The sequence below is a fragment of the Nocardia sp. genome, from assembly GCF_025465275.1.
In the GTDB taxonomy this organism is placed as follows: domain Bacteria; phylum Actinomycetota; class Actinomycetes; order Mycobacteriales; family Mycobacteriaceae; genus Nocardia.
The window spans coordinates 20,319-42,918 of sequence record NZ_JAODNK010000053.1; the positions used below are offsets into that span (position 1 = coordinate 20,319).

At 67.7% G+C, this 22,600-nt stretch carries 23 protein-coding genes; 7 read left to right on the plus strand and 16 right to left on the minus strand.

Annotated features, from left to right (window positions below; genetic code table 11):
• Positions 1-45: 45 nt before the first annotated feature.
• From nadC to nadA, 3 genes are read right to left on the minus strand one after another with little or no spacing between them, the layout of a single operon-like run.
• Positions 46-906 (minus strand): carboxylating nicotinate-nucleotide diphosphorylase, encoded by an 861-nt coding sequence (gene nadC / locus JWN03_RS12145; RefSeq protein WP_297613830.1) that lies wholly within the window; start codon positions 904-906, stop codon positions 46-48.
• A complete protein-coding gene (locus tag JWN03_RS12150) occupies positions 903-2,558 on the minus strand; it encodes an L-aspartate oxidase (RefSeq protein WP_297613831.1) in 1,656 nt (551 codons plus the stop codon). The genes nadC and JWN03_RS12150 overlap by 4 nt, the downstream gene beginning before the upstream one ends.
• A gap of 28 nt (positions 2,559-2,586) precedes the next feature.
• Positions 2,587-3,624: a quinolinate synthase NadA gene (nadA, locus tag JWN03_RS12155; RefSeq protein ID WP_297613832.1), complete on the minus strand. Its 1,038-nt coding sequence runs from the start codon at positions 3,622-3,624 to the stop codon at positions 2,587-2,589.
• A gap of 76 nt (positions 3,625-3,700) precedes the next feature.
• Here nadA and JWN03_RS12160 point away from each other — a divergent pair, with 76 nt between their 5' ends.
• Entirely contained in the window at positions 3,701-4,459 is a 759-nt protein-coding gene (locus JWN03_RS12160; protein ID WP_297613833.1) for an NUDIX hydrolase, read from the plus strand.
• Positions 4,460-4,483: 24 nt separating this feature from the next.
• Here JWN03_RS12160 and JWN03_RS12165 read toward each other — a convergent pair whose 3' ends face one another.
• The 4 genes from JWN03_RS12165 to bioB all read right to left on the minus strand — a co-directional run bounded on the left by JWN03_RS12165 (position 4,484) and on the right by bioB (position 6,795).
• Positions 4,484-4,660, minus strand: a complete 177-nt coding sequence (locus JWN03_RS12165; RefSeq protein ID WP_297613834.1) for a hypothetical protein — start codon at positions 4,658-4,660, stop codon at positions 4,484-4,486.
• Between the two features lie 73 nt (positions 4,661-4,733).
• Positions 4,734-5,447, minus strand: a complete 714-nt coding sequence (locus tag JWN03_RS12170; protein WP_297613835.1) for a DUF2567 domain-containing protein — start codon at positions 5,445-5,447, stop codon at positions 4,734-4,736.
• Positions 5,447-5,662: a biotin synthase auxiliary protein BsaP gene (gene bsaP / locus JWN03_RS12175; RefSeq protein ID WP_297613836.1), complete on the minus strand. Its 216-nt coding sequence runs from the start codon at positions 5,660-5,662 to the stop codon at positions 5,447-5,449. The genes JWN03_RS12170 and bsaP overlap by 1 nt, the downstream gene beginning before the upstream one ends.
• Before the next feature lie 95 nt (positions 5,663-5,757).
• A complete protein-coding gene (gene bioB, locus JWN03_RS12180) occupies positions 5,758-6,795 on the minus strand; it encodes a biotin synthase BioB (RefSeq protein ID WP_297613837.1) in 1,038 nt (345 codons plus the stop codon).
• 108 nt (positions 6,796-6,903) lie between these two features.
• Between bioB and JWN03_RS12185 the strand changes: the two genes are divergently transcribed.
• The 4 genes from JWN03_RS12185 (at position 6,904) to JWN03_RS12200 (ending at position 11,309) form a co-directional block, all read left to right on the plus strand.
• Positions 6,904-7,488, plus strand: a complete 585-nt coding sequence (locus JWN03_RS12185; RefSeq protein WP_297613838.1) for a TetR/AcrR family transcriptional regulator C-terminal domain-containing protein — start codon at positions 6,904-6,906, stop codon at positions 7,486-7,488.
• A gap of 862 nt (positions 7,489-8,350) precedes the next feature.
• A complete protein-coding gene (locus JWN03_RS12190) occupies positions 8,351-9,382 on the plus strand; it encodes a FecCD family ABC transporter permease (protein ID WP_297613839.1) in 1,032 nt (343 codons plus the stop codon).
• Between the two features lie 194 nt (positions 9,383-9,576).
• On the plus strand, positions 9,577-10,293 hold the full coding sequence (locus JWN03_RS12195) for an ABC transporter ATP-binding protein (RefSeq protein WP_297613840.1): 717 nt from the start codon (positions 9,577-9,579) through the stop codon (positions 10,291-10,293).
• Entirely contained in the window at positions 10,290-11,309 is a 1,020-nt protein-coding gene (locus JWN03_RS12200; RefSeq protein WP_297613841.1) for an ABC transporter substrate-binding protein, read from the plus strand. The genes JWN03_RS12195 and JWN03_RS12200 overlap by 4 nt, the downstream gene beginning before the upstream one ends.
• Positions 11,310-11,316: 7 nt before the next feature.
• Here JWN03_RS12200 and JWN03_RS12205 read toward each other — a convergent pair whose 3' ends face one another.
• The 8 genes from JWN03_RS12205 to JWN03_RS12240 all read right to left on the minus strand — a co-directional run bounded on the left by JWN03_RS12205 (position 11,317) and on the right by JWN03_RS12240 (position 19,537).
• A complete protein-coding gene (locus JWN03_RS12205; RefSeq protein ID WP_297613842.1) occupies positions 11,317-12,471 on the minus strand; it encodes an alpha/beta hydrolase in 1,155 nt (384 codons plus the stop codon).
• A 56-nt stretch (positions 12,472-12,527) separates the two neighbouring features.
• A complete protein-coding gene (locus tag JWN03_RS12210) occupies positions 12,528-13,007 on the minus strand; it encodes an SRPBCC family protein (RefSeq protein WP_297613843.1) in 480 nt (159 codons plus the stop codon).
• A gap of 61 nt (positions 13,008-13,068) precedes the next feature.
• On the minus strand, positions 13,069-14,271 hold the full coding sequence (locus tag JWN03_RS12215; RefSeq protein ID WP_297613844.1) for a sensor histidine kinase: 1,203 nt from the start codon (positions 14,269-14,271) through the stop codon (positions 13,069-13,071).
• A gap of 71 nt (positions 14,272-14,342) precedes the next feature.
• On the minus strand, positions 14,343-15,017 hold the full coding sequence (locus JWN03_RS12220) for a response regulator transcription factor (protein WP_297613845.1): 675 nt from the start codon (positions 15,015-15,017) through the stop codon (positions 14,343-14,345).
• A 27-nt stretch (positions 15,018-15,044) separates the two neighbouring features.
• Positions 15,045-16,298, minus strand: coding sequence for a DUF1501 domain-containing protein (locus JWN03_RS12225; RefSeq protein WP_297613846.1), 1,254 nt, complete (start codon positions 16,296-16,298; stop codon positions 15,045-15,047).
• Positions 16,299-16,328: 30 nt separating this feature from the next.
• A complete protein-coding gene (locus JWN03_RS12230) occupies positions 16,329-17,549 on the minus strand; it encodes a DUF1800 family protein (RefSeq protein WP_297613847.1) in 1,221 nt (406 codons plus the stop codon).
• A 147-nt stretch (positions 17,550-17,696) separates the two neighbouring features.
• Complete coding sequence (bioD, locus tag JWN03_RS12235) at positions 17,697-18,386, minus strand: dethiobiotin synthase (RefSeq protein WP_297613848.1); 690 nt, start codon at positions 18,384-18,386, stop codon at positions 17,697-17,699.
• Positions 18,383-19,537: an 8-amino-7-oxononanoate synthase gene (locus JWN03_RS12240; RefSeq protein WP_297613849.1), complete on the minus strand. Its 1,155-nt coding sequence runs from the start codon at positions 19,535-19,537 to the stop codon at positions 18,383-18,385. Before JWN03_RS12240 ends, bioD begins: the two co-directional genes overlap by 4 nt.
• Before the next feature lie 75 nt (positions 19,538-19,612).
• On the opposite strand from JWN03_RS12240, the gene JWN03_RS12245 reads away from it, so the two are divergent.
• The gene (locus JWN03_RS12245) at positions 19,613-19,924 is read left to right on the plus strand and encodes a hypothetical protein (RefSeq protein WP_297613850.1); all 312 of its coding nucleotides are present in this window, start codon (positions 19,613-19,615) and stop codon (positions 19,922-19,924) included.
• A 171-nt stretch (positions 19,925-20,095) separates the two neighbouring features.
• Here the strand turns inward: JWN03_RS12245 and JWN03_RS12250 are convergent, their stop codons facing one another.
• Positions 20,096-21,358 (minus strand): adenosylmethionine--8-amino-7-oxononanoate transaminase, encoded by a 1,263-nt coding sequence (locus tag JWN03_RS12250; protein WP_297613851.1) that lies wholly within the window; start codon positions 21,356-21,358, stop codon positions 20,096-20,098.
• A 113-nt stretch (positions 21,359-21,471) separates the two neighbouring features.
• Between JWN03_RS12250 and JWN03_RS12255 the strand changes: the two genes are divergently transcribed.
• Positions 21,472-22,600, plus strand: a 1,129-nt coding sequence (locus JWN03_RS12255) for a glycogen debranching protein (RefSeq protein WP_297613852.1), incomplete at its 3' end; no start/stop codon positions are given.

The following is a 22,600-nucleotide window of genomic DNA, read 5'->3' on the forward strand; positions in this document are numbered from 1 at the left end:
GCCGCCGCACATATCGCCGAGCCGCCTCACATATCCAGGGCCGCCTCACATATCCAGGCCCAGGTCCAGTACCCGGACCGAGTGGGTGAGTGCGCCGACCGCGAGGTAGTCCACGCCGGTCCCCGCGTAATTCGCCGCGTCCTCCAGCGAAAGTCCGCCCGAGGATTCGAGTTTCGTCTGCGGCGAGCGGTCGTTGCGGCGCTGCACGGCGGCCTGGGTGGCCCACAACGGGAAGTTGTCCAGCAGCACCAGCTGCACGTCCTCGGCGAGCACGGCATCGAGCTGTTCGAGGCTGTCCACCTCGATCTCGCACTCGATATCCGGGTTCAGTTCGCGGACCGCACGCAGGGCATTGACAACCGATCCGGCGGCCACCACATGGTTGTCCTTGATGAGCGCCGCATCGCCCAGCCCCATGCGGTGGTTGACACCACCGCCGGTGCGGACCGCGTACTTCTGCAAAGCGCGCAAACCGGGCAGGGTCTTACGGCTGTCCCGAATGCGGCACCCGGTGCCGGCGACCGCATCCACCCAGGCCGAAGTCGCGCTGGCGATTCCGGACAAATGGCACACGAGATTCAGCATGGTGCGTTCGGCGGTGAGCAGGCCGCGCGTCGGCGCGAGCAGGCTCAGCACGGTGTCGCCCGGCTGCACCCGGGTACCGTCGGCGACCCGGTCGGTGACCTCGTACGCGCCCGCGCCGATCACCTCGTCGAGTACCAGCAGGCCGACATCGAGTCCGGCCACGGTGCCGGGCTGGCGGGACACCATGGCCGCCTTGGCCACCGCGTCCGCGGGAACCGTTGCGGCCGTGGTGATATCGGGGCCGTAGCGCAGATCCTCATCGAGAGCCCTGCGGATGAGCGCGATCACTTCGTCGCGATCGAGTCCGGCGTCGAGAGTCATCGGTACACTCCTTCTTTCGTGCGGTGCCACGACGGCGTCGTTTCGGAGCCGTCGGTCACCAATTTCGGACGACCGTCCGGGCCCAAACGCACTGCCGTGCTGCGGCGCAGCTCGTCGCGCGGGTCCGGATAGTCGGAACGGGTGTGGCAGCCCCGGCTTTCGGTGCGGGCGGAGGCTGTCAGCAGCAGCGCGCGTGCGGTCAGCGTGAGCGCGGAGTCTTCGAGATCCTGGATGATCGCGGCGGCCGAATTCCCCTGCACCGCCTCGCTGGTCTCGTCGGCCTCGCCGCCGGACAGCATGCCCACCAGCCGCAACACCGCACCGCGCAGGCCGTCACCGTCGCGGACGACCGCGGCGTGCTCGGTCATCAACTCCTGCAACAGCTTCCGATCCGCCCGAGGCAGCGCCGTCACGCCCGCGAAGTGCGCTCCGGCGTCGATGCGCGCGGCCGCGCCCAGCCGTTCGACCGCCGCCGCGCCGGCGCGCTCGCCGACCACGAGGCCCTCGAGCAGGCTGTTGGAGGCGAGCCGGTTGGCCCCGTGCAGACCGGTGCGGGCCACCTCACCGGCGGCGTACAGGCCGGGAACGATGGTGCGCCCGTAGGTATCGGTGACAACGCCACCGCACTGGAAGTGCGCGGCGGGCGCGACCGGAATGAGATCGGTGCTCGGTTCGATCCCCGCGGCCCGGCAGGACGCGGTAATGGTCGGGAACCGCTGCTCGAACCCGTCGAGCGCCCTGGCGTCGAGGTAGACGCGGTCAGTGCCGAGCGCACGCATGCGGGCCTCGATGGCGCGCGACACCACATCGCGCGGCGCGAGATCACCACGCGGATGCACACCCGCGGTCACCGAATCCCCTTGGGAATCCACCAGAACCGCGCCCTCGCCGCGCACCGCCTCACTGATGAGCGGCCGCCGACCCAGCCCACCTGGCGTGAACAGCACGGTGGGATGGAACTGCAGGAACTCCAGATCCGAGACCATGGCCCCGGCCCGCAGCGCCAGCGCGATGCCGTCGGCGGTGGCTCCCGGCGGATTGGTGCTGCACGCGTACAACTGTCCGAGCCCGCCGGTGGCCAGCAGGACGGCGGGCGCATGCACGATCCCGAATCCCTTGTCGGATACGGCGATCACACCGCGCACCCCGTCGGGACCGGTCACGATCTCGACAGCGGCGGCCCCGAACAACACCGGCAGTCCGGCCGTGTTCAAGGCCCGCTGCACCTCGGCTCCGGTGGCATCACCACCGGCGTGAATGATCCGCCGAGTGCTGTGCCCACCTTCCCGGGTCCGCGAAACCTCGCCGTCCCGGCCGAGATCGAATACCGCACCCAGATCGGTCAGCGCCGCAACCGCGTCCACGCCGCCCTCGACAATGCAGCGCACCGCCTCCGGCTCACACAGCCCGGCCCCGGCGACCACGGTGTCGTGCACATGGGATTCCACCGAATCCCCGTGCGGCGCAACCACGGCGATACCGCCCTGCGCATACTGCGTAGAGGTGTCGGTGGCTCCGCCCTTGCTCAAGGTCAGCACTCGAAGCCCCCGCAGCGAGGCGGTGCGGGCCGCGGTCAAACCCGCGACACCGCCGCCCACCACCACGAGATCCGCTTCGGTCTCCCACGCGATGGAAATACTCACGGCTGTCACCCTTTCCGGCGAATGCCCGAGCCCGCTGCTATTCCGCGCCGCCGGGGTTGCCGATTTCGATCATGCGCTGGACCGAATTGCGGGCCAGAGCAGCGGTTTCGAGATCGACGTGCACCTCGTCGCGGTTTTCCACCAGGCAGCGGAGCAGGGCGGCCGGGGTGATCATCTTCATGTACTGGCAGGAGGCGCGATCATTCACGGCCTGGAAGTCGATGCCGGGGGCTGCTTTTCGCAGCTGGTGCAGCATGCCGATCTCGGTCGCCACCAACACCTGCTTCGACTTCGCGGCTTTCGCGGCGTCGATCATGCCGCCGGTCGACAGGATGTGCACCCGGTCGGCCGGGAACTCGCCCGCGCCCGCGAGGTACAGCGCCGAAGTGGCGCAACCGCATTCGGGGTGCACGAAGAGTTCGGCGTCCGGGTGGGTGCGGGCTTGCTCATTGAGCTCATCGCCGTTGATGCCGGCGTGCACGTGGCATTCGCCCATCCAGATGTGCATGTTCTCGCGGCCGGTGATGCGCTTGACGTGCGCGCCCAGGAACTGGTCCGGCAGGAACAGCACCTCGCGGTCCGGATCGATGGAGGCGACCACATCGACGGCATTGGACGAGGTGCAGCAGATATCGGTGAGCGCCTTCACCGCGGCGGTGGTGTTCACATACGACACCACCATGGCGTCCGGGTGCTCGTCCTTCCACTCCCGCAACTGCTCGGCGGTAATGGAGTCGGCCAGCGAACAGCCGGCCCGCTGGTCCGGAATGAGCACGGTCTTCTCGGGGCTGAGGATCTTCGCCGTCTCGGCCATGAAGTGCACACCGCAGAACACGATGGTGCCCTCGGTCGCTTCGGCGGCAATCCGGGACAGCGCGAGGGAGTCGCCGACATGGTCGGCAATATCCTGGATCTCGGGGAGCTGATAGTTGTGCGCCAGGATGGTCGCGTTGCGCTCGCGCGCCAGTCGCTTGATCTCCTGTGCCCACTCGGGAGTGGCGTCGACGCCGGTGAATCCCGCGGGCCCGTCCACAATGCGCTCGGTGAGCGTCATCGTCGCACCTACTGCAGCCATGGCTGGCTCCTTCTCTCATGCGCTCGGCCACATCGCCGATTCGCATACAACCGGTTTTCGACTTAGAATCGAAAACGTGGCCCATCGTAGCACTATCCACGAAACGCTCACCGCCGTGTTCCAGGTTCGTCGCTTTCCGGACATCATCAGTGCAGGTGAGCGTGTTTCCACTGCGGCAGGAGCCGATAACGTGCGCTGTCCGCCCGGCCAGTGCACGGAATTGGCGGTACTGCTGTGGCAACGCGCCCTCGACCCCGCGGAGGGCACCTGGTCACTACCGGGCGGCAAGCTGCGCGACGGCGAGGACCTCGACGCCTCGGCCGCACGGCAATTGGCGGAGAAGGTCGATGTGCGGGAGCTGACCCACCTGGAACAGGTCTGGGTCTTCAGCGATCCGAATCGCGTACCCGGCGACCGGCGTATCGCCTCGGCGTATCTGGGATTGGTGCCACTCACCGCGGAACCGGTACTGCCCGCGGACACCCGGTGGCATCCGGTCTCGGCGCTGCCGGACATGTCCTTCGATCACGGCGGCATTGTCGAGCATGCGCGAAATCGACTGGCGGCGAAGATGTCCTACACGAATATCGCGTTCGCCCTGGCCCCCGAGCGCTTCACCATGTCGACGCTGCGGGAAATCTACTGCGCCGCACTCGGATACGATGTGGACACCACGAATCTGCAACGGGTGCTTACCCGCCGCGGAGTGATCACACCGACCGGCGCGACGACATCTCCCGGCCGCACGGGCGGGCGGCCGGCAGCGGTCTACCGCTTCACCGAATCCGAAATCCGCGTCACCGACGAATTCGCCGCGCTACGCCCGCCGAGTTGACGGGGGTCGCGGAGCGCGAAGGTGCTACCACTCCCGCTTGCGATGTTTGGTGCCGCGGCGGTAGGTGCGCGCACTCGGAATCGGTTGTGCGGCATTGGATTGCCGTAGTGCGTGGCGCTGTCGCCAGGCACTGAGATCCGGTCGTTCCGCCGACACTTCGGGAGTCTGCGGGGCACGATCGGCGTGCGAAACGGCTTTCATGGCCGATCCCCCTGCGGTGTCGTGAACTCGAGACCTCAGGGTAGGGAGAATCGCCGGGAAGCTCCAGCGATTTTCAGTTCGCGCGATCGGTCTCCGGTACCGGGTCGGAGGGACTGAACGGCACCACCGGGGCGCGCGGGCCGAAGGGCTGGGTGCCGTCGTAGGGCCCGTAGGTGATGTCGGAGCCGAACTGACCGGGCGCGAAGTCGGCCGGTTCCGGCGGGTTCTCGCCGAATGGCAGGTGATGTCCGGTGCCCAGATCATCGGTGGTGCTCAGCGCCGCCAGAATCAGCACCACCAGCGCCGCGACCAAGGGTTGCACCAGTAGTGCGGGCCAGCCCTCGACCGTCGGCGCGAACTCCACGATGGTGTGCACGGCCGGATGCGGCGGTCGCGTATGCCGCTCCTGCGCCACCGCTTCGCCGACCCAGCGCATGACCGAGGAGCCCAGCGCCGAGCCGCCCAGCAGGCCGAGCAGCAGCAGTGGTCCGCGGGCCCGCCGCCAGCGCCAGCCGGCAGCCGCGGTGAGGACCGCCGTCACCAGCCCGATGAGTACGAAGATGGCGACCGCGTCGAAACGGTGGGCGCTCTCCCCCGTCAGCGCGGCGCCGCGATCGGGATCGACCACGAGCAACTGTTCGGCGGGCGCCAGAAATCCCCACACCACGCCCGCGAGGGCGCTCACCGCGACAATGGCGGCGAAGACCACCGCTGCCGCGCGGGCCTCGCGCATCAGAAATCCGACGCGCACTCCGGGCTGCTCGGCAGCGGTGAATGTGGTTGCCACTAGCGGTGTTCCAGGCTGCTGGAGTCGAGCACGCCGTGGCGCGAGCACTTGGCCCACCACCCGTCCGGGCTCACCTGCACGACCATGCGGCGGCCGCAGTTCGCACAGAACCGCGGCGGCTCCAAACCCAGTGCGGCAGCGGCGGGGACGGAGTCTTCCAGACCCGGCACCACGCGCTTGCCTGTGAAGGGGTTGTAGCGCTCCTCTATATCCACGACCACCTCAGTGCTCAGCTTCTGTGAAGTGCAGCCCTCGACGAGCTGCGCCGGTACCTGTATGTACGGTACCGGCTTCCGATGACTCGCTGCGCTCAGAAGGATTCGTTGAGGGCCTTGATCGGCATCTTGAGCTCGCCGAGAAGATCGATATCGGCTTCGGCGGGGCGGCCCAGAGTGGTGAGGTAATTGCCGACGATGACGGCATTGATGCCACCGAGGATGCCCTGCTTGGCGCCGAGGTCGCCGAGGGTGATCTCGCGACCGCCCGCGAAACGCAGAATGGTGCGCGGCAGGGCGAGACGGAAGGCCGCGACGGCACGCAGCGCATCGGAGGCGGGCAACACCTCGAGGTCGCCGAAGGGGGTGCCGGGGCGCGGGTTGAGGAAGTTCAGCGGGACCTCGTCCGGCTCCAATTCGGCCAGCTGCACGGCGAATTCGGCGCGCTGCTCCAGGGATTCGCCCATGCCGAGGATGCCGCCGGAGCAGACCTCCATACCGGCCTCGCGCACCATACGCAGGGTGTCGTAGCGCTCCTCGTAGGAGTGCGTGGTGACCACCTTCGTGAAGTGCGATTTGGCGGTCTCGAGATTGTGGTTGTAGCGGTGCACACCCATGGCGGCGAGCTGATCGACCTGCTCCTGGTTGAGCATGCCGAGTGAGCAGGCGACCTGGATGTCGACCTCGTTGCGAATGGCCTCGACGCCGGCGGCGACCTGCGCCATGAGCCGGGCATCCGGGCCGCGCACGGCGGCGACGATGCAGAATTCGGTCGCGCCGGACTTGGCGGTCTGCTTGGCGGCCTCGACCAGGCTCGGGATATCGAGCCAGGCGGCGCGCACCGGCGACTGGAAAAGGCCGGACTGCGAACAGAAGTGGCAGTCCTCGGGGCAACCGCCGGTCTTGAGCGAGATGATGCCCTCGACCTCGACCTCGGGGCCGCACCACTTCATGCGCACGTCGTGAGCGAGGGCGAGCAGCTCTTCGAGCCGATCGTCACCGAGGCGGAGCACCTCGAGGGTCTGCTCCTGATTGAGTGCGACTCCGCGCTCGAGCACCTGCTCGCGCGCGATCGTCAGAATGTCTTGGCCTGCCGCACTTGCGGCTTCGGTCCTGACGGCTGCCTGGGTCATGCGCGCGAATCCCTTCATCCGGCCGGTGTGGCCGAGCAACTTGAACGGTGTTCAGGGTAGGCTAGCAGTCCGGAACGTGAGCCGGAACACGAAGGGGTCGGAATCTCAGTGCAACTGCACCGCACGGACGTGGTCGATGGGGCCATCGCCATCCTCGATCAGTACGGACTCGCCGATCTGACCATGCGGCGGCTCGCGAGTTCCCTGCATGTGCAGCCCGGCGCGCTGTACTGGCACTTCCCCAATAAGCAGGCACTGCTCGGCGCCGTCGGCGACCGCGTCCTCGCACCCATGGAGGAGCCGGTCGAGGCCGATGAATGGTCCGGCCAGATCACCGAATTGGCGCACCGCCTGCGCTCCTGCCTGCTCGCCTACCGCGACGGCGCCGAATTGGTCTCGGCCACATACGCTTCCAGGCTCACCACCAGCAAGGGCCGAGAACGCCTGGCAGGCGCCGCAATCCGCGCAGGAATGACCCGAGAAGAAGCCGACCTCTCCGCCTACACCCTGCTCTACTACGTCCTAGGCCAAACGGTAGACGAACAATCCCGCATGCAAATGGACTCCGTAGGCGCCCTCACCGAAGATTCCTCCCCCCTCTACGACACCCCCGACGCCACAGCCCGCTTCGACTTCGGCCTCCAACTCTTCATCAGCGGCGTCCGCCACCTCCTCGGCACCCGAGTTCGCTAACCCCACCGCCGCACCGAACAGCGCGCCCACGTATCGAACAGCACTCCTCCGCACTGTTCGGCCGAGACAAACGCTGTGCCGCCAACACGAGCGCGCTCAACCAGGCCGCTCTCACTCCACAACAGCCCGCACGCCACAGCCTGACTCGACCTCCGGGCCGCAGCAGTTGATCAGCGACGCACGCCACCTACTGAACGCCCACCGACCCATCGCAGCGGCACCGAACAGCGCGCCCACGCATCGAACAGCGCTTGCAAAGGCTGTTCGGCTGAGACAAACGCTGTGCCGCCGACCGCAGGCAAGATCCAGACGGCACTCGCGTTCGCCGAGCCCCCTGCCCTGCACCAAACAGCGCCACCTCGCATCAAACAGCGCTGGTGAGGGCTGTTCGACTAAGACGAAGGCTGTTCCGCCGATGTGCAGCACTGCTGGACAAGACACGGCGCTGCACTCCAATCTGGGCGGCCAGCCTGATTCGACTTCCGGGCTCCAGATGTTCATCAGAGACAAGTGCCGCCTGCCGGCCGTGGCTGACGGGTGGCACGCGCGTATCTCAGCAGGAGCGAACAGCCCGCCTTTGTATGGGGCAGCGCTTCCTGGCGCTGTCTGGATATGACGCGGGCTGTGCTGTCGGGGTGGGGGCGGGGCCTGTGGCCGGGTGCTGGGGTGGCGATTGACCAGCAAATCGGGCTTATCGGGCGGGGCGGTAGGGTTTGGGGTTGTTGTTGGCAGGTGCGGGAATCCGGTGTGAATCCGGAGCGGTCGCGCCACTGTGAGCGTCCGGTGGTTTCGGGTGCGAGTCAGACCTCCCCTGCCATGGAGTTCTCTGGAGAGGCCGCGCATTGCCTGTGGAGTTTCATCGATGAGTCGTGCTCGGCTTTCGATTGCCTTGCCCCTGCTCGGGGGGCTTTTACTGGGTGCCATGGTGGTCGCTACCGGGTTCGGTGCGGAGACTGTGCCGCTGCATTCGGTGATTGATGTATTGCATCGGCGGGTCAGTGGTATCGCGCCTGATGACTTGGGGCTGGACACGATTGTGTGGCAGTTGCGGGTGCCTCGGACCGTGCTTGCCGCGATTGTCGGGGCGGGGCTCGCGGTGGCGGGGGCGGCCATGCAGACACTGGTGCGCAACCCGCTTGCGGACCCGTATCTGCTGGGCGTTTCCTCGGGGGCCGGGGTCGGTGCGGCGGCCGTGATTACCTCGGGGCTTTTTGCCGGGGCCGGGTTGTGGGCGCTGTCGACCGGGGCGCTGGCGGGGGCGTTGGTCGCTGCCGCTGCGGTATTCCTGATCGCCATGGCGCAGGGCGGGTTGACCCCGCTGCGATTGGTGCTCACCGGGACTGTGCTCGGCTCGGCTTTCGCGGCGCTCAGCAGCTATCTCATCTTCCGCAGCAGTGAGCCGGCAGCCGCGCAGTCGGTGCTGTTCTGGCTGCTGGGCAGTCTCTCGGGTGCGGATTGGACGCGAATCCTCTTGCCCGCCTGTGTGGTCGGGGCGAGTCTGGTGGTGTTGCTGGTCGCCGCCAATTGGCTGGACGCGCTCAATCTCGGTGCGGATGCCGCCGCCTCGGTGGGAGTTCCCGTGCGCGAGATGAGGATTGCGCTCTTCGTGCTGCTGGCGGTGCTCGTCGGCGTGCTGGTGGCCGTCTCCGGTGGGATCGGCTTCGTCGGTCTGGTGGTGCCGCACGCCGCGCGCCTGCTCGTCGGGCCGCGGCATCGTGCGCTGCTGCCCGCCGCCGCACTCTGCGGTGCGTTCTTTCTGGTAGTTGCGGATGCCGCGACCCGGGTTCTGGTGCGCCCCACCGAGATTCCGGTCGGCGTTCTCACCGGCCTGATCGGCGCACCCGCCTTTCTCATCCTCATGGGCCGGCGACGCTACCGATTCGGTGCGGCATGACGGATAACGGTGGATCGCGGCCAAAAACGCGCCGGGATGACGAGGGGATGCTCACCGGCGGGAATGCGGAGGCTGATCGGGGGGCGCCAGCCGACAGACGTGCGCGAAGCGACGGGGATGCGCTGAAAGACGGGGATGCGCTGGTTGTGCGGGGGTTGGCTTGTGCGGCTGGGCGGCGGACTGTGGTGGAGGGGGTGGGGTTTGCTGTTCGGGCTGGGGAGACGGTGGGGATTGTCGGGCCCAACGGGAGTGGAAAGACGACGCTGTTGCGGACGCTTGCGGGGCTGGTGAAGCCGGTGCGGGGGCAGGTCGTGGTGAACGGGCAGGAACTGCACGGGCTTTCGGCTCGGGAGCGGGCTCGACGGGTGGGATTCGTGGCGCAGGATCAGTCGGCGTCGGAGGATTTGCTGGTCGGGGAATTGGTGGCGCTCGGGCGGACGCCGTATCTGCCGCCGTGGGGTGGGGGCGGTCCCGATGAGCAGCGGATTATCGAAGATGCCTTGCGCAGTGTGGATTTGGCGGGGTTCGCCGGGCGGGCGGTGAGCCGGCTGTCCGGGGGTGAGCGGCAGCGCGTGCTGCTGGCGCGGGCCCTGGCGCAGGAGACGCCGCTGCTGCTGCTCGACGAGCCGACCAATCATCTCGACGTCACCCATCAGCTGCAATTGCTGGAATTGGCACGCGGATTGGATCGCACCGTGGTCACCAGCCTGCACGATCTGGCACTGGCCGACCAGTACTGCGATCGAGTGCTGGTACTGCGCGAAGGCCGCGCGCATCCGCTCGAACCACCCGATATCGCATTGCGGACCGAGGTTCTCGACACCGTATTCGGTGTGCACGCCATTCGGGTTCCGCATCCGGACACCGGTCAGCCACATCTGCTGATCACCGCGCGAAAGGCACAGTCTTGAAACAACTCTCCCGGATCGTCGCGGCCACGGCACTGGCGGGCGCGCTGGCGGCCTGCAGCACTCCGCACGCCGCGACCGGCAATCTGACCGTTCGCAATTGCGGCGCGGACGCCAAATTCCCGTCGCCCGCCCAGCGCATGTTCGTCAATGACGGCAATCTGATCTCCACGGTGCTGGCGCTCGGTGCGCAGGATCAGGTGGTCGCGGTATCGAGCCTGAAACGTGATGCCGACACCCTGCGCCGCCACTACGGCGATGCCGTGAACCGGCTGAATTCCGTTGCGCCCGACTACCCGTCGCGTGAGACGGTGCTCGCGCAGCGCCCCGATGTCATGGTCGCCGGCTGGAACTACGGCTATTCGGAGGCCGGCAACCTCACCCCGGATTCGCTGCGCGCCGCCGGAGTCGCCCCCTACGTGCTCACCGAGAGCTGCCGCCGCCCCGATGGCGAACGCGGCATCACCGACGCCTGGACCGCGCTGCACACCGATCTCACCGATCTGGGCGCGATCACCGGCCGCACCGAGCGCGCCACCGAACTCACCGCCGATCTGGATCGACGCCTCACCGCCCTGCGCGCAGCACCGCAGCCGGAGCACCGCCCCACCGTCTTCCTCTTCGACAGCGCCTCCGACACCGTCTTCTCCAGCGGTAAATACGGTGCGCCCCAGGCGATTCTGGACTCGGCCGGCGCCCGCAATGCCCTCGACGATGTCGCCGACACCTGGACCGCGGTCTCCTGGGAGCGCCTCGTCGCGGCCGATCCGGACGCGATTGTCTTCGTCGACTATCCCCCGCAGTCCTTCCAGCAGAAGGTGGATCTGCTGCGGTCCAAGCCCGGCATCCACAACCTGCGCGCGGTCACTCAATCCCGCTTCCTGAACCTGCCCTACGCCCTGTGGACCAGCGGGCCGTTGAATATCGATGCCGCCGAACAGGTCCGGGTGCAGCTGGAGCGCTGGAATCTGGTGCCCGCCTCCAGCATTCGCCCCGCCTCGGACGACACCGTGCACTGACCCGAGCTCAATGCTCCGACAATGCTGCGGCAGTGAGCGATTCACGCTGCACCAGCTGAATGAACGGCACCACCTGCTGCTCGATCAGCGTGTTGTACTCCACCGGCCGCTGAATGGGATTGGCATGCTCGGTGTTCCGGGTGAACGCCACCATCAGCGTGCCGTTCACCCCGCCGACCTGGTCGATGAGCACCCGATGGGAGTACTCGACGTCCACGATCGGATCGCGCCAGCCTTCGTGCGGGCGGATATAGACAATGGCCGGGCGCGGTTTACTGCCCGCGGGTTTCGCCAGCGCCCGCAGGTCATCGATGGCGCCGCCCGCGACAATGGCCTTGAACTGGGCTTCGATCAGCCCGTTGCTGGCGGCGTCGGTATTGAAGATCTTGTCGCGCAGCACCTGAGCCACCGCCGACCGGAACCGGTCCCAGCGAATGCCGTACTGCCCGCCCCCGACGTAACTCTCGTGGCGCGCATAGGTTTCGACGACCAGGCGCAGTAGGCGACTCTCGCGCGCACCGGGGATCCAGCCCATCCAGCGTTCCATTTCTTCACCCTGGTCCCGGCTTTCGGGACGCACGGCGTGCAGGTCGACGGGTGTGCAATCGAGGATCACCCCGAGCACTCGACGTGAGCTCCCGGTGTGCAGATGTTTGGCGACCTCGAGCGCGATCACCCCGCCCATGCTGTGCCCGACGAGCACCACATTGGGCATCTTCCCCGCCTCGGTGACCTTCACGATGAGGTCGGCGATCACCTTGGTGTCGATACCGGCATTGTCGTAGCGCACCGCCCACACCGACCCCAGCGCGGTCAGCGACGGCAACGCTCGCGCGGTATCGGTGGCGTCGAGCACCCCCAGCCCGACCAGATCGAAGACGGCGGTATCAGCGGCCTGCGGGCTGGAAGGCCCGGCGATGGGTACGACGGCCGGTTCGGTGCGCGCCAGCCGCGCCCGCTCCGGAGCGACGTCGAGCATCATGTACTGGCCGAAGATGCCCAGCATGAGCAGCGGAATCAGGCTCAGTCGCAGCAACAGCAGCCGGGTTCGCCGCCGGTGGACCCAGCCCTGCCCCAGCCTGGTTTCGTGCAGGCGGGCGCGCCGCCGCCGATCGTCGTACTCGGCGGCCGTGGACGGGTAGGGATAGCCCGGCAACGCCATACCAATCCACCATAGGCACCCGAGGGCCGATCGCGCCGCCGTTGCGCGCGCCCGGCTCAGACTTTCGGCGTGTCCGCTGCCGCCTGTTCGGCGAGGGTGGCGAGCTTGGCGAGGGACATACGGAAGCCGAGTTCATTGTCGTCCGGGGCCAGCCCGGGCGGCAGATTGTCGTGCCGGGCGATCACCCGGGTGCCGCCGGGAACCGCGAAGAGCGAATAGGTAATGGTCATTTCGCCGCTCAGGCTCGGATTGTCGGTCTCGAACTCGACGTTCTGGACCACCTCCGCATCCGACACCAGCCGCACGAACGTCCCGTGGAAGGTATCGGTGCGCGCGGAGGTCTTACCGGCGGCGGTCGGCACGTCGTAGGTGAGGGAGATGCGGAAACGACCGCCGACGCGCGGATCGAATTCGTGGATGCGGCTGGTCATCCCGTCGGGGACCATCCAGGTTCGTACCGAACGCGCATCCAGGAGCGCCCGAAAGACATTCGGGCGAGGCGCACTCACGAACCACTCGACGCGGGTGGAGTTCACGCGCGCCACCATACGCCGCAGCGGTGGCTTTCGCGGCGGGTTGAAGGGGAACACCAGCAGGTCAGAGCTGTGGTGGCGCGGGCAGTACGAGGGTCGCCAGTGTGCCGCCGTCCGGCGCGGATCCAATGGCCACCGAACCGGAGTGTGCCCGGGCCACCCACTGCACGAGCGACAGTCCGATGCCGTGCCTGCCGCCCGCACCGGTAGCGCCGCGCTCGAACGGATCGGCCAGCGCCGGATCCAATCCCGGACCGTGATCGCGCACGGTGACCGCGTGATCCTCGACCGTGATCTCCACCGGGGTACCGCCGTGCACCAGCGCATTGTCGACGAGATTGCGCACCGCCAGCGCCAGCAGATCCGGATCCGCCTGCACCACAGTCGGTTCGGTACGCAATTCGATACCAGGCACACCGACTTCGGCGACCACACCCTCGACCAGCTGGTCGAGCCGCAGCCGCTCCGCATCGAGCTCAGTGAGCCCGGTTTCGGTGCGAGTGCGCGCGAGTAGTCCTGCGACCAGGCGACCCATCCGATCAGTGAGGTCGCGGGCATCGGTCACGGCACGCCGGGTGTCGTCCGGATCGCGAAGGGCCGCATCGAGATACAGCCGCAGGGTGGCCAGCGGCGTCCGCAATTCGTGCGAGGCGTCGGACAGGAAGCGCTCCTGCTCATCGAGCATGCGCACCGCCGGGCGGGTGCTCACCGCGGACAGCAGATGCCCGGCCAGCGCCGCCAGCGCGATGAGCGCCAGCCCACCGAATTCGAGGGCCAGCACCAGGCGGCGATGATCGGCCATCGAGGCGGACGGGTCGGCGCCCGCGAAAACCACTGCGCCGATGACAGTTTCGTTGTCCCACACCGGAGCCGCCGCCACCCGGGTGGGATGCCCGGTGCTATCGGTCAGCGTGCTCAGCACGGTCTCCTCCGCGGTGGCAACGTCGGTGGCGGGCCCGGTCAGATCCGCCGGCAACGCCGCGCGCCGATGCCCGAACCGCTCGCGCCACTGCCCGTCCGCATCCCGCACCATGACCGCGACGCCATAGGTGCCCTGCGCGAGGTCGTCCTCGTGCAGGGTTTCCAGATCGACGGAGCCGTCGTCGTTCCACGCCACCACGCGCGCCAGTCCGGTGACGACCCGATCGACCCTGTCGTCGAGTGCCCGATCCCTGGAATGGGAATCGATGGAGGCCGCGACCGTTCCGAGGACAAGCAGACTGACAGCGGTGAGCGCCGTGAACAGCCCGGTCAACAGCCAGCGCATGCGCCGCAGCTGCGCGAGGGTTGTCGGACTCGTACTCCTGGTCCGGCGACGGGGTCGTACGAGCGGGAGCTTCACGGTGGCGGGGCGATCGTGAAGCCGACACCCCGGACCGTTTCGATGATCGGCGGGTCGCCGAGCTTGCGGCGCAGCTGCGTCATCACCACATCGACCACATTGGAGGCCGGTTCGGCCATTTCATCCCAGCAGCATTCGATGAGATCGGTGCGGGTCACCACCGACCCGGCGCGTGCCGCGAGCATTTCCAGTACGCCGAACTCCTTGGGCGTCAAGGTGAGCAGCACCCCGTCGCGATGTACGCGGCGGCGCGGCCGGTCCACGACAAGATCGCCGATCTCGGTGCGCGTGGACGCGGGCAATTCCTGGCGGCGGCACAGCGCCCGCACCCGAGCGGTGAGCTCATCCATGGCGAAGGGCTTGACCACATAGTCGTCGGCCCCGTTCGCGAAGCCATCGAGGCGGTCGGCCAGCGCGTCACGGGCGGTGAGCATCAGCACCGGCGTGCGCCGGCCCGACTCCCGTTGCGCACGCACCAGATCCAAACCGTCCCCGTCGGGCAGGCCCCGATCGACGACCAGGCAGTCGTAGCGATTCACCGCGATCTTGAGATCGGCCTCGGCGTAGTCCCGAGCCAGATCGACCGCGAACCCGGCGGCCCGCAGCCCGGCGGCGACCTCGTCGCCCAGGGGGAGATCGTCCTCGCACACCAGTACTCGCACTTGTCCCATTACATCACCGATCCGATTCCGCCCGGCTCATGCGGCCACGACCCCGGGGATCGGGCGTGGGGCGCCGGGCAGCACCTCGGTGGCGGGGATGCCGAACCAGCTCTCGGCGATGGTCGCGTAGTACTCGGTCATATCGACGGTTGCCCGGAGGTTGTCGTCGGAGTCGAGGGTGCGCAGGTTCGGCAGTTCACCGAAGACGCCCGCCCGGGTGGGGCCGAGCAGCAGCGCGGTGCCGGCCGCACCGTGATCGAGACCGTCGGAACCATTGTCGGGAACGCGGCGGCCGAACTCGCTGTAGGCGGCGATCAGCACCCGATCGGCGATGCCGCGCGCGGCGAGATCCTGGCGCAGGGCGGCCAGCGAGGCATCCAGGTCCGCCATGAGTTTCGCGTAGCGGTCCGGATGCCCGGTGTGGGTGTCGAAGTCGGCACCCATGGGCACGTGCACTATGCGCAAGCCGTGATTGTCATCGGCGAGCAGTCTTGCGGCCAAACGCAATTGGATGCCGAGGTCGCTGTCCGGATACCCGGCCCCGGCTTCCGGAAGGGTTGCCGCCACATCCGAGAAGCGCAGGGCGGCAGCACTACCCGAGCGTGCAGCGGCCAGCGGCGGGGTATCGGCGCGATCCGGATGAGCCATGGCCCGCTGGGCTGCCAGCCACGCGTCGCGGACATTGTCATCGTCGAAAACCGGGAACAGCCCGTCGTTTCCGGCGTCCACCGACAACGTGGTGACATGCTCACAGGCCAGCGCGGGCGCCGAGCCGACTCCGAGCGCCACCCCGACCGCGGGCGAGCTCGGATCGCCGAGCCGATCGCACAGGCGGCCCAGGAATCCGGTCTGCACACCCGAAGTCCCCTCGGGATCGCCGGTAGCCCAGCGGTGCAGCATTTCGAAGTGCGACAGATCGGGTTTGGTGATGCCCACCCCCGCGATCACCGATGCGCCCGCCGCCGCGAGCCGCGACAGCTCCGGATGCAACCCGACTGTGCGGTCGATCGGATGCACCCGGTCGGCGGCAATGGCGGTGGAGCGCCGCAGATCCCGATAGCGAGAGCTGGTGTAGGGCACTGCCATCGACAATCCGTCACTGCCACCGGCCATTTCGATGACCAGCAGGCGACGATGCTGCGGCGCGGCTGCGCGCGGTGGCGCGGGCGGCTGCCACAGCTGTGGCGATCCCGGCCTGCGCAACTCGTACGCGGCAACACCACCCGCCGCGGTCAGCACTCCCGCGCCGAGCCCGGCCCGCAGCATGGTGCGACGATCCAGCGTGACCATGAACTTCCTTTCAGTTCGAGCGAATCCCGCTCAAGCGAGCGTGAACTCGGGTGCGGTGAGCATCAGCGCCAGCAGCGCCGCCGCGGCCGGCTGTGAATCACGACGAAGTGCGAAGGCCAGATCCCGCGCCGCGGTGACGGTGGCCGGGGTCGCGTCGTAGATCCCGGCACGAGCCAGGACCGCGGCGACCGGATCTGCCGCACCGGCGATCTCGGCGATGGCCCGGGCTTCCACGGCCAGCGCGGCCCGTGCCACCGCCTCCCCGGGCGCAAGCCAGCGCATACCCGGCGGCCATCCGGCGACATTCGGCGGATAGAAGGGCGCTTGACCGAGCTGGCGCATGGTGTCGAAAGCCAGTGCGGCATCGTCGATTCCACATACCGCCAGCGCAGCCGTCACCCATTCGACGGGGTATCGAGGCCGAGTGCGGACCGCCGCCATGAACGACGGGTGCCCGAGAATAGCCTGCACCAGCGGGCGAATCTCCAAGTGCGCCTTGCTGAAAACCTCGGCCAACTCCCCCAGCCGCTGCTCCGGCGCCCACTCCCCGACCAGATAGTGATGCAGCTTCCCCGCCACCAATCGCGCACACTCCGGCCGATCGCAGAGGGCATCGACAACATCGTGTGCATTTGTCACCGACCGCCCGAGCAGCTGCACACCCTGCTGATTACCGGAGTCGCGGTCGTACAGCACCGCACCCTTGTCATCCACGGTCCACCCGGACATGGCCACCGCAGCGGCTTTCACATCGGCTTGCCCGTAGTTCCCGCGCCCGAGGGTGAACAGCTCCATGAGTTCCCGGCCGTGATTCTCATTCGGCGCCGAGGCTTGCGACCCCGCACCGTCCAGCCACTGCAGCATGGCGCCATCGACGGTGACCGCATGCGCGAGCTCCCGGAAATTGCCCAGCGCATACCGGCGAAACAGCAAGTGCTGCCGCCACATCAGATCCCAGGTCTCGACCTTGTCATGACTGGACGTGAAGTGCCCGTGCCAGAACCACACCAGCTTCTCGTGCACCCCGGCCGCCGGATCGGCCATCAGCTTCAGCCAGTGCGCAGCCGGGCCCCCGGGCCCCACCTCGGCATCTTCATCGAATACCGGCGTGCCCGGGTCCAGTGGCGCTGCCGACAGCGCGGCATCGATCACACCGTCGATCCCGCGCCCCGCAAGCCGCTCCGGCATTCCGGGGAACGGCCCGAACGTAGTGCGCCGCAGCACATGCGCCGCACCTGCCAACTCATCCATACCGACACCGTGTCAGCCGGACCGTTAGGAAATCATGAGCTCGTCATCGTCATACGCCACGCTCTCGAACGGACCGCTGCGAATGTCGGCCGAGCGTCCGACAGGTAGTCCGGCCATCCACAGCCCGGTGGCCGAGCGATCTGGTGGCTAGCCGAGGGGATGCAGGTGGCGGGCGATCCAATCGGGGTCGAACCAGGTAAGGGCGGCGGCGGTGAACTGGGGAGCCGACCACGAGCCGGTACCGGCGGGAAGAGTCCCGACGAGATCCATACCGGTTAGGGCGGGGAGGTCGGTGCGGTTGCATTCGGCGGCCAGGTCCGGGGTGGTGGGCCAGGAGCCGATGACGATGCCCGCGCAGCGCACACCAGCGGATTGCAGGGTGCGGGTGGTCAATTCGGTGTGATTGAGGGTGCCGAGGCCGGCGGCGGCCACTACCAGGACGGGGGCGTCGAGCTTCTGCGCCAGGTCGAGGAGGGTGAATTCGCCGATGCGGACCAGGAGGCCGCCTGCGCCCTCGACGAGGGTGAGGTCGGCGTCGGCGCAGGATTCGATCGCTGCGGCGGTCTCGGCGAGGGTGAGCAGCGGCTGGCCACAGCGGCGGGCGGCGGTGTCGGGGGCCAGCGGGTCCGGGTAGCGGGCCAGCTCCACTGTGCGGGTGATGCCGCTGAGGCGGGTGATCTCGGCCAGGTCGCCGGGTTCGCCTGGAGCGACACCGGTTTGAGCGGGTTTCACAACCGCGACCTCGGCGCCGGCCACGCGGGCGGTGGCAGCCAGGGCGGCGGTGACAATCGTCTTGCCGACATCGGTGGAGGTGCCGGTGATGAAGAGCAGAGTCACTGCGAAACCGCCTCACGTGCACGCGCTTCGGCGAGCACTTCGCTGAGAATCGTTGCGATGGTCGCGATCTCGGACTCGGTGAGGTTGGCGCGCGCGGTCAGCCGCAGGCGCGAGGTGCCCTCGGGGACCGACGGCGGGCGGAAACAGCCGACCGTGAGACCGCGCGCAAGGCACGCCTGCGAAGCATCGTAGGCGACCTGCGCCTCACCGAGCACGACCGAGACAACGGCCGAATCCGGTTGCGGCACACCGGCGATACGAGCCAGATCGGCAGCCCTGGCCAGTACCCGAGCGGCCATACCCGGATCACGGCGCAGTACGCGCAGCGCCGCACGGGCGGCGCCGACGGCCGCCGGAGCCAGACCGGTATCGAAGATGAAGGTGCGCGCGGAATCGATGAGGTGCGCCCGGACCCGGCCGCTGGCCAGCACCGCACCGCCCTGGGCGGCAAGCGCTTTCGACAGCGTCGCGGTAATCACCAGATCGGGTTCACCGGCAAGGCCGGCCTCGTGCACCAGCCCGCGGCCACCGTCGCCGCGCACGCCGATGCCATGAGCCTCGTCCACAATGAGCACCGCGCCATTGGCCCGGGTCACCCGATGCAGCTCGGCGAGCGGCGCAAGATCGCCGTCGGCGCTGAAGACCGAATCGGTGAGCACCAGCGCGCGCTCCTCCTTGCGCTCGCCCAGCACTCGGTCCACGGCAGCGGGATCGCGGTGCGGCGCGATCTCCACCCGGGCCCGGGACAACCGGCAGGCATCGACCAGCGAGGCATGGCTGCCCGCATCCGACACCACCAGCGTGCCCCGCCCGGCCAGTGCGGTGACCGCACCGAGATTGGCGGCGTATCCGGAGGCGAAGACCAAACCGGCTTCGGCGCCCACGAATTCGGCGAGTTCGGACTCGAGCAGTTCGTGTTCGGCGGTGGTGCCGGTGACCAGACGCGAACCGGTGGCGCCGGCGCCCCATTTGCAGACCGCGTCGATGGCGCCGTCGATCACCTCGGGATGGCGGACCAGCCCGAGATAGTCATTGGAGGCCAGGTCGATGGTCCCGGTCTCGGGGGCGCGCGGGCGTAGCTCTCGGCGCAGTCCGGCGTCCACGCGCTGCGCGGCCCGCTCGTCCAACCAACTCAAAGGATCGGCACTCACAGCTCGGCAGCATACTTGAACACCGTTCAGGAGGCATAGCGCGGGCTATGCTGGAAGCCCTAAGGAGGCTGCGCGATGCCACGATGGGCAATAGTGGTCGAGCAGACGACCGGCTTCGGAGAGAGCAAGACCTGGTCCCCGAAGATCCTCACCGAGGTGGTGGGCACCCGCGAACAAGCCCTCGCGAAAGTTCCCGACCTCGTATCGAAGTTCATCCCCGATCATCCGAAGTTGATCAGCCGCCGCACCATCCTTCGCGACGGCGACTCCTTCATGCTGATCGCCCGCGGCTGGTCCGACGACTGCCACTGCATTTTCCGCGTCTGGGAAGTCTTGTCGGACAGCGATAATCCCGATCGAGTCCGGGAGAAACGCGCCCGCAGCTGAGGCGCGCACCGAGTTACCGCCGGCTGGAGCACAAGGGCACAGCTCCGAACGCCGGCAACCTCATCCGGGGCTGAACCATGCCCTCACGCAGAGGCCCCTCCGGAGCACCCTGCGCACCTTCAGACCAGACGGTTCCCCTCTCGGACCACTGCACTCTGAGATCGCGCCCGCTTACACCGCGGCGGCCGCGACCATCGCCGCGGTGATGCGCTGCACGTCCGCGGTGGTGCTGATGAAGGGCGGCATGCAGTAGATCAGGTTGCGGAAGGGCCGTAGCCAGACGCCGGATTCGACTGCCGCGTGGGTTGCTTTACGCATATCTACGGGATGGTCGAGTTCGATCACTCCGATGGCGCCGAAGATTCGGACATCCGCGACACCGGGGAGAGTGCGGGCCGGAGCCAGCCCCGTGCCGAGTTCGGATTCGATGCGGCGGACTTCCGATTGCCAGTCGCGGGACAGCAGCAGTTCCACGGAGGCCACCGCGACCGCGCAGGCGAGTGGATTGCCCATGAAGGTCGGCCCGTGCATGAGCCCGCCGTGCGATCGGCTGATGGTCTCCGCGATCTCGGTGGTACACAGTGCGGCGGCGAGGGTCATATAGCCGCCGGTGAGCGCCTTGCCGACACACATGACATCCGGCCGGACGCCGGCGTGATCGGCGGCGAAAAGCGTTCCGGTGCGGCCGAATCCGGTCGCGATCTCATCGAAGATCAGCAGCACGCCGTGCTCGTCGCACAGGCGGCGCAGATCGGACAGATAGCGCGGGTCGTGGAAGCGCATACCGCCCGCGCCCTGCACGACGGGTTCGACGATGACGGCGGCCAGTTCGTCCGCGTGCGCAGCGATCAGCCGCTCCAGCTCCGAGACGTACTCGGGCTCATAGTCTCTGGGCGGTTCGGGCGCGAAGATCTGCTCGACCAGTACGTCGGTCCAGAGGGCGTGCATGCCGCCCTCGGGATCGCAGACGCTCATGGGCGTGAAGGTGTCACCGTGATACCCGCCGCGCCAGGTGAGCAGCCGATGCTTCTCCGGGCGGCCCAGTGCGCGCTGGTACTGCAGGCACATCTTGATCGCGACCTCGACCGATATCGAGCCGGAGTCGCAGAGGAACACCTTCTCCAGTCCGTCCGGAGTGAGTTCGACCAGCAGTTGAGTAAGCCGTGCCGCCGGTTCGTGGGTCAGCCCGCCGAACATGACGTGACTCATGCGCCGCGACTGCGCGAGCAGGGCGGCATCCAGCACCGGGTGCTGATACCCGTGCACCGCGGCCCACCACGAACTCATCCCGTCGACGAGCTCGCGCCCGTCGGCCAGCGTGAGCCGGGTGCCCGCGGCCGAGGCGACCACCAGCGGCTCGGTGGTGGCCGGAAATCCGCCGTACGGGTGCCACACGTGTGCGGCGTCGATGGCGGTGATCTCTTCTGGCGTCACGGAATGTCCTTCATGAGCCGATGGCTTGAACGCCGTTCAAGTTACCAGTGGGCGGCCGGATCCGGCGGAGGGCACCTGATTCGGGGGCCGATCCGGACCGATAGGGTCTGGGCATGGCTCGCGCGACTACCGAAACGGCACCGCTCGGTGTCTGGCCGGGAACCGCCTATCCGCTCGGCGCCACCTATGACGGAGTGGGCACCAACTTTTCGGTGTTCTCCGAGGTCGCCAAGCGGGTCGAGCTGTGCCTGATCGGCTCGGGCACCGAAACGCGCATACCCCTCGACGAGGTCGACGGCTATGTCTGGCATGCGTACCTGCCGGGTATCGGGCCGGGGCAGCAGTACGGATTCCGCGTACACGGACCCTTCGATCCAGCCGTCGGCCAGCGCTGCGATCCGAGCAAACTGCTGCTCGACCCCTACGGCAAGGCGTTCGAGGGCGATTTCGGGGCCGATGCCGGGCCCTACAACTACGGCCAGAACACCCTCGGGCACACCATGACCGGTGTTGTCATCAACCCGTTCTTCGACTGGGCCGACGATCGCGCGCCCAAACGTCCGTACCACGAGACGGTCATCTACGAGACCCACGTCAAGGGCATGACCATCACCCATCCGGACGTGCCGCCGGAGCTGCGCGGCACCTATGCGGGCATGGCGCATCCGGCGATCGTCGCGCATCTGAAGAGCCTGGGCATCACCGCCGTCGAGCTGATGCCGGTGCACCAGTTCCTGCACGACCGCATCCTGCTCGATCGCGGACTGCGAAACTACTGGGGCTACAACAGTTTCGGCTACTTCGCCCCGCACCTCGAGTATGCCGCGAGCAAGACTCCCGGCGCGGCGGTCACCGAATTCAAGGCCATGGTGCGGGCACTGCACGCCGCGGACATCGAGGTGATTCTCGATGTGGTCTACAACCACACGGCCGAGGGCAATGAATTCGGGCCGACGCTGTCGTTCCGAGGTATCGACAATGCCGCGTATTACCGTCTGGTGGACGATGATCCGCAGCACTACATGGACTACACCGGCACCGGCAACAGCCTGAATGTGCGGCACCCGCACACCCTGCAGCTGATCATGGATTCCCTGCGGTACTGGGTGCTGGAGATGCACGTGGACGGCTTCCGCTTCGATCTGGCCTCGGCCCTGGCTCGCGAGCTGTTTGACGTGGACCGGCTCGGCTCCTTCTTCGACACCATCGGCCAGGATCCCGTCTTATCGCAGGTCAAGCTCA

Bases quoted from the DNA above. Each gene is read 5' to 3' on its own strand.
- JWN03_RS12190 (WP_297613839.1), top strand. From the start codon at position 8,351: ATGAGTCGTGCTCGGCTTTCGATTGCCTTGCCCCTGCTCGGGGGGCTT.
- nadC (WP_297613830.1), bottom strand. From the start codon at position 906: ATGACTCTCGACGCCGGACTCGATCGCGACGAAGTGATCGCGCTCATC.
- JWN03_RS12230 (WP_297613847.1), bottom strand. From the start codon at position 17,549: ATGGATGAGTTGGCAGGTGCGGCGCATGTGCTGCGGCGCACTACGTTC.
- JWN03_RS12165 (WP_297613834.1), bottom strand. From the start codon at position 4,660: ATGAAAGCCGTTTCGCACGCCGATCGTGCCCCGCAGACTCCCGAAGTG.
- JWN03_RS12215 (WP_297613844.1), bottom strand. From the start codon at position 14,271: ATGCGCTGGCTGTTGACCGGGCTGTTCACGGCGCTCACCGCTGTCAGT.
- nadA (WP_297613832.1), bottom strand. From the start codon at position 3,624: ATGGCTGCAGTAGGTGCGACGATGACGCTCACCGAGCGCATTGTGGAC.
- JWN03_RS12220 (WP_297613845.1), bottom strand. From the start codon at position 15,017: ATGGGACAAGTGCGAGTACTGGTGTGCGAGGACGATCTCCCCCTGGGC.
- bioB (WP_297613837.1), bottom strand. From the start codon at position 6,795: ATGACCCAGGCAGCCGTCAGGACCGAAGCCGCAAGTGCGGCAGGCCAA.
- JWN03_RS12245 (WP_297613850.1), top strand. From the start codon at position 19,613: ATGCCACGATGGGCAATAGTGGTCGAGCAGACGACCGGCTTCGGAGAG.
- JWN03_RS12205 (WP_297613842.1), bottom strand. From the start codon at position 12,471: ATGGCGTTGCCGGGCTATCCCTACCCGTCCACGGCCGCCGAGTACGAC.
- JWN03_RS12225 (WP_297613846.1), bottom strand. From the start codon at position 16,298: ATGGTCACGCTGGATCGTCGCACCATGCTGCGGGCCGGGCTCGGCGCG.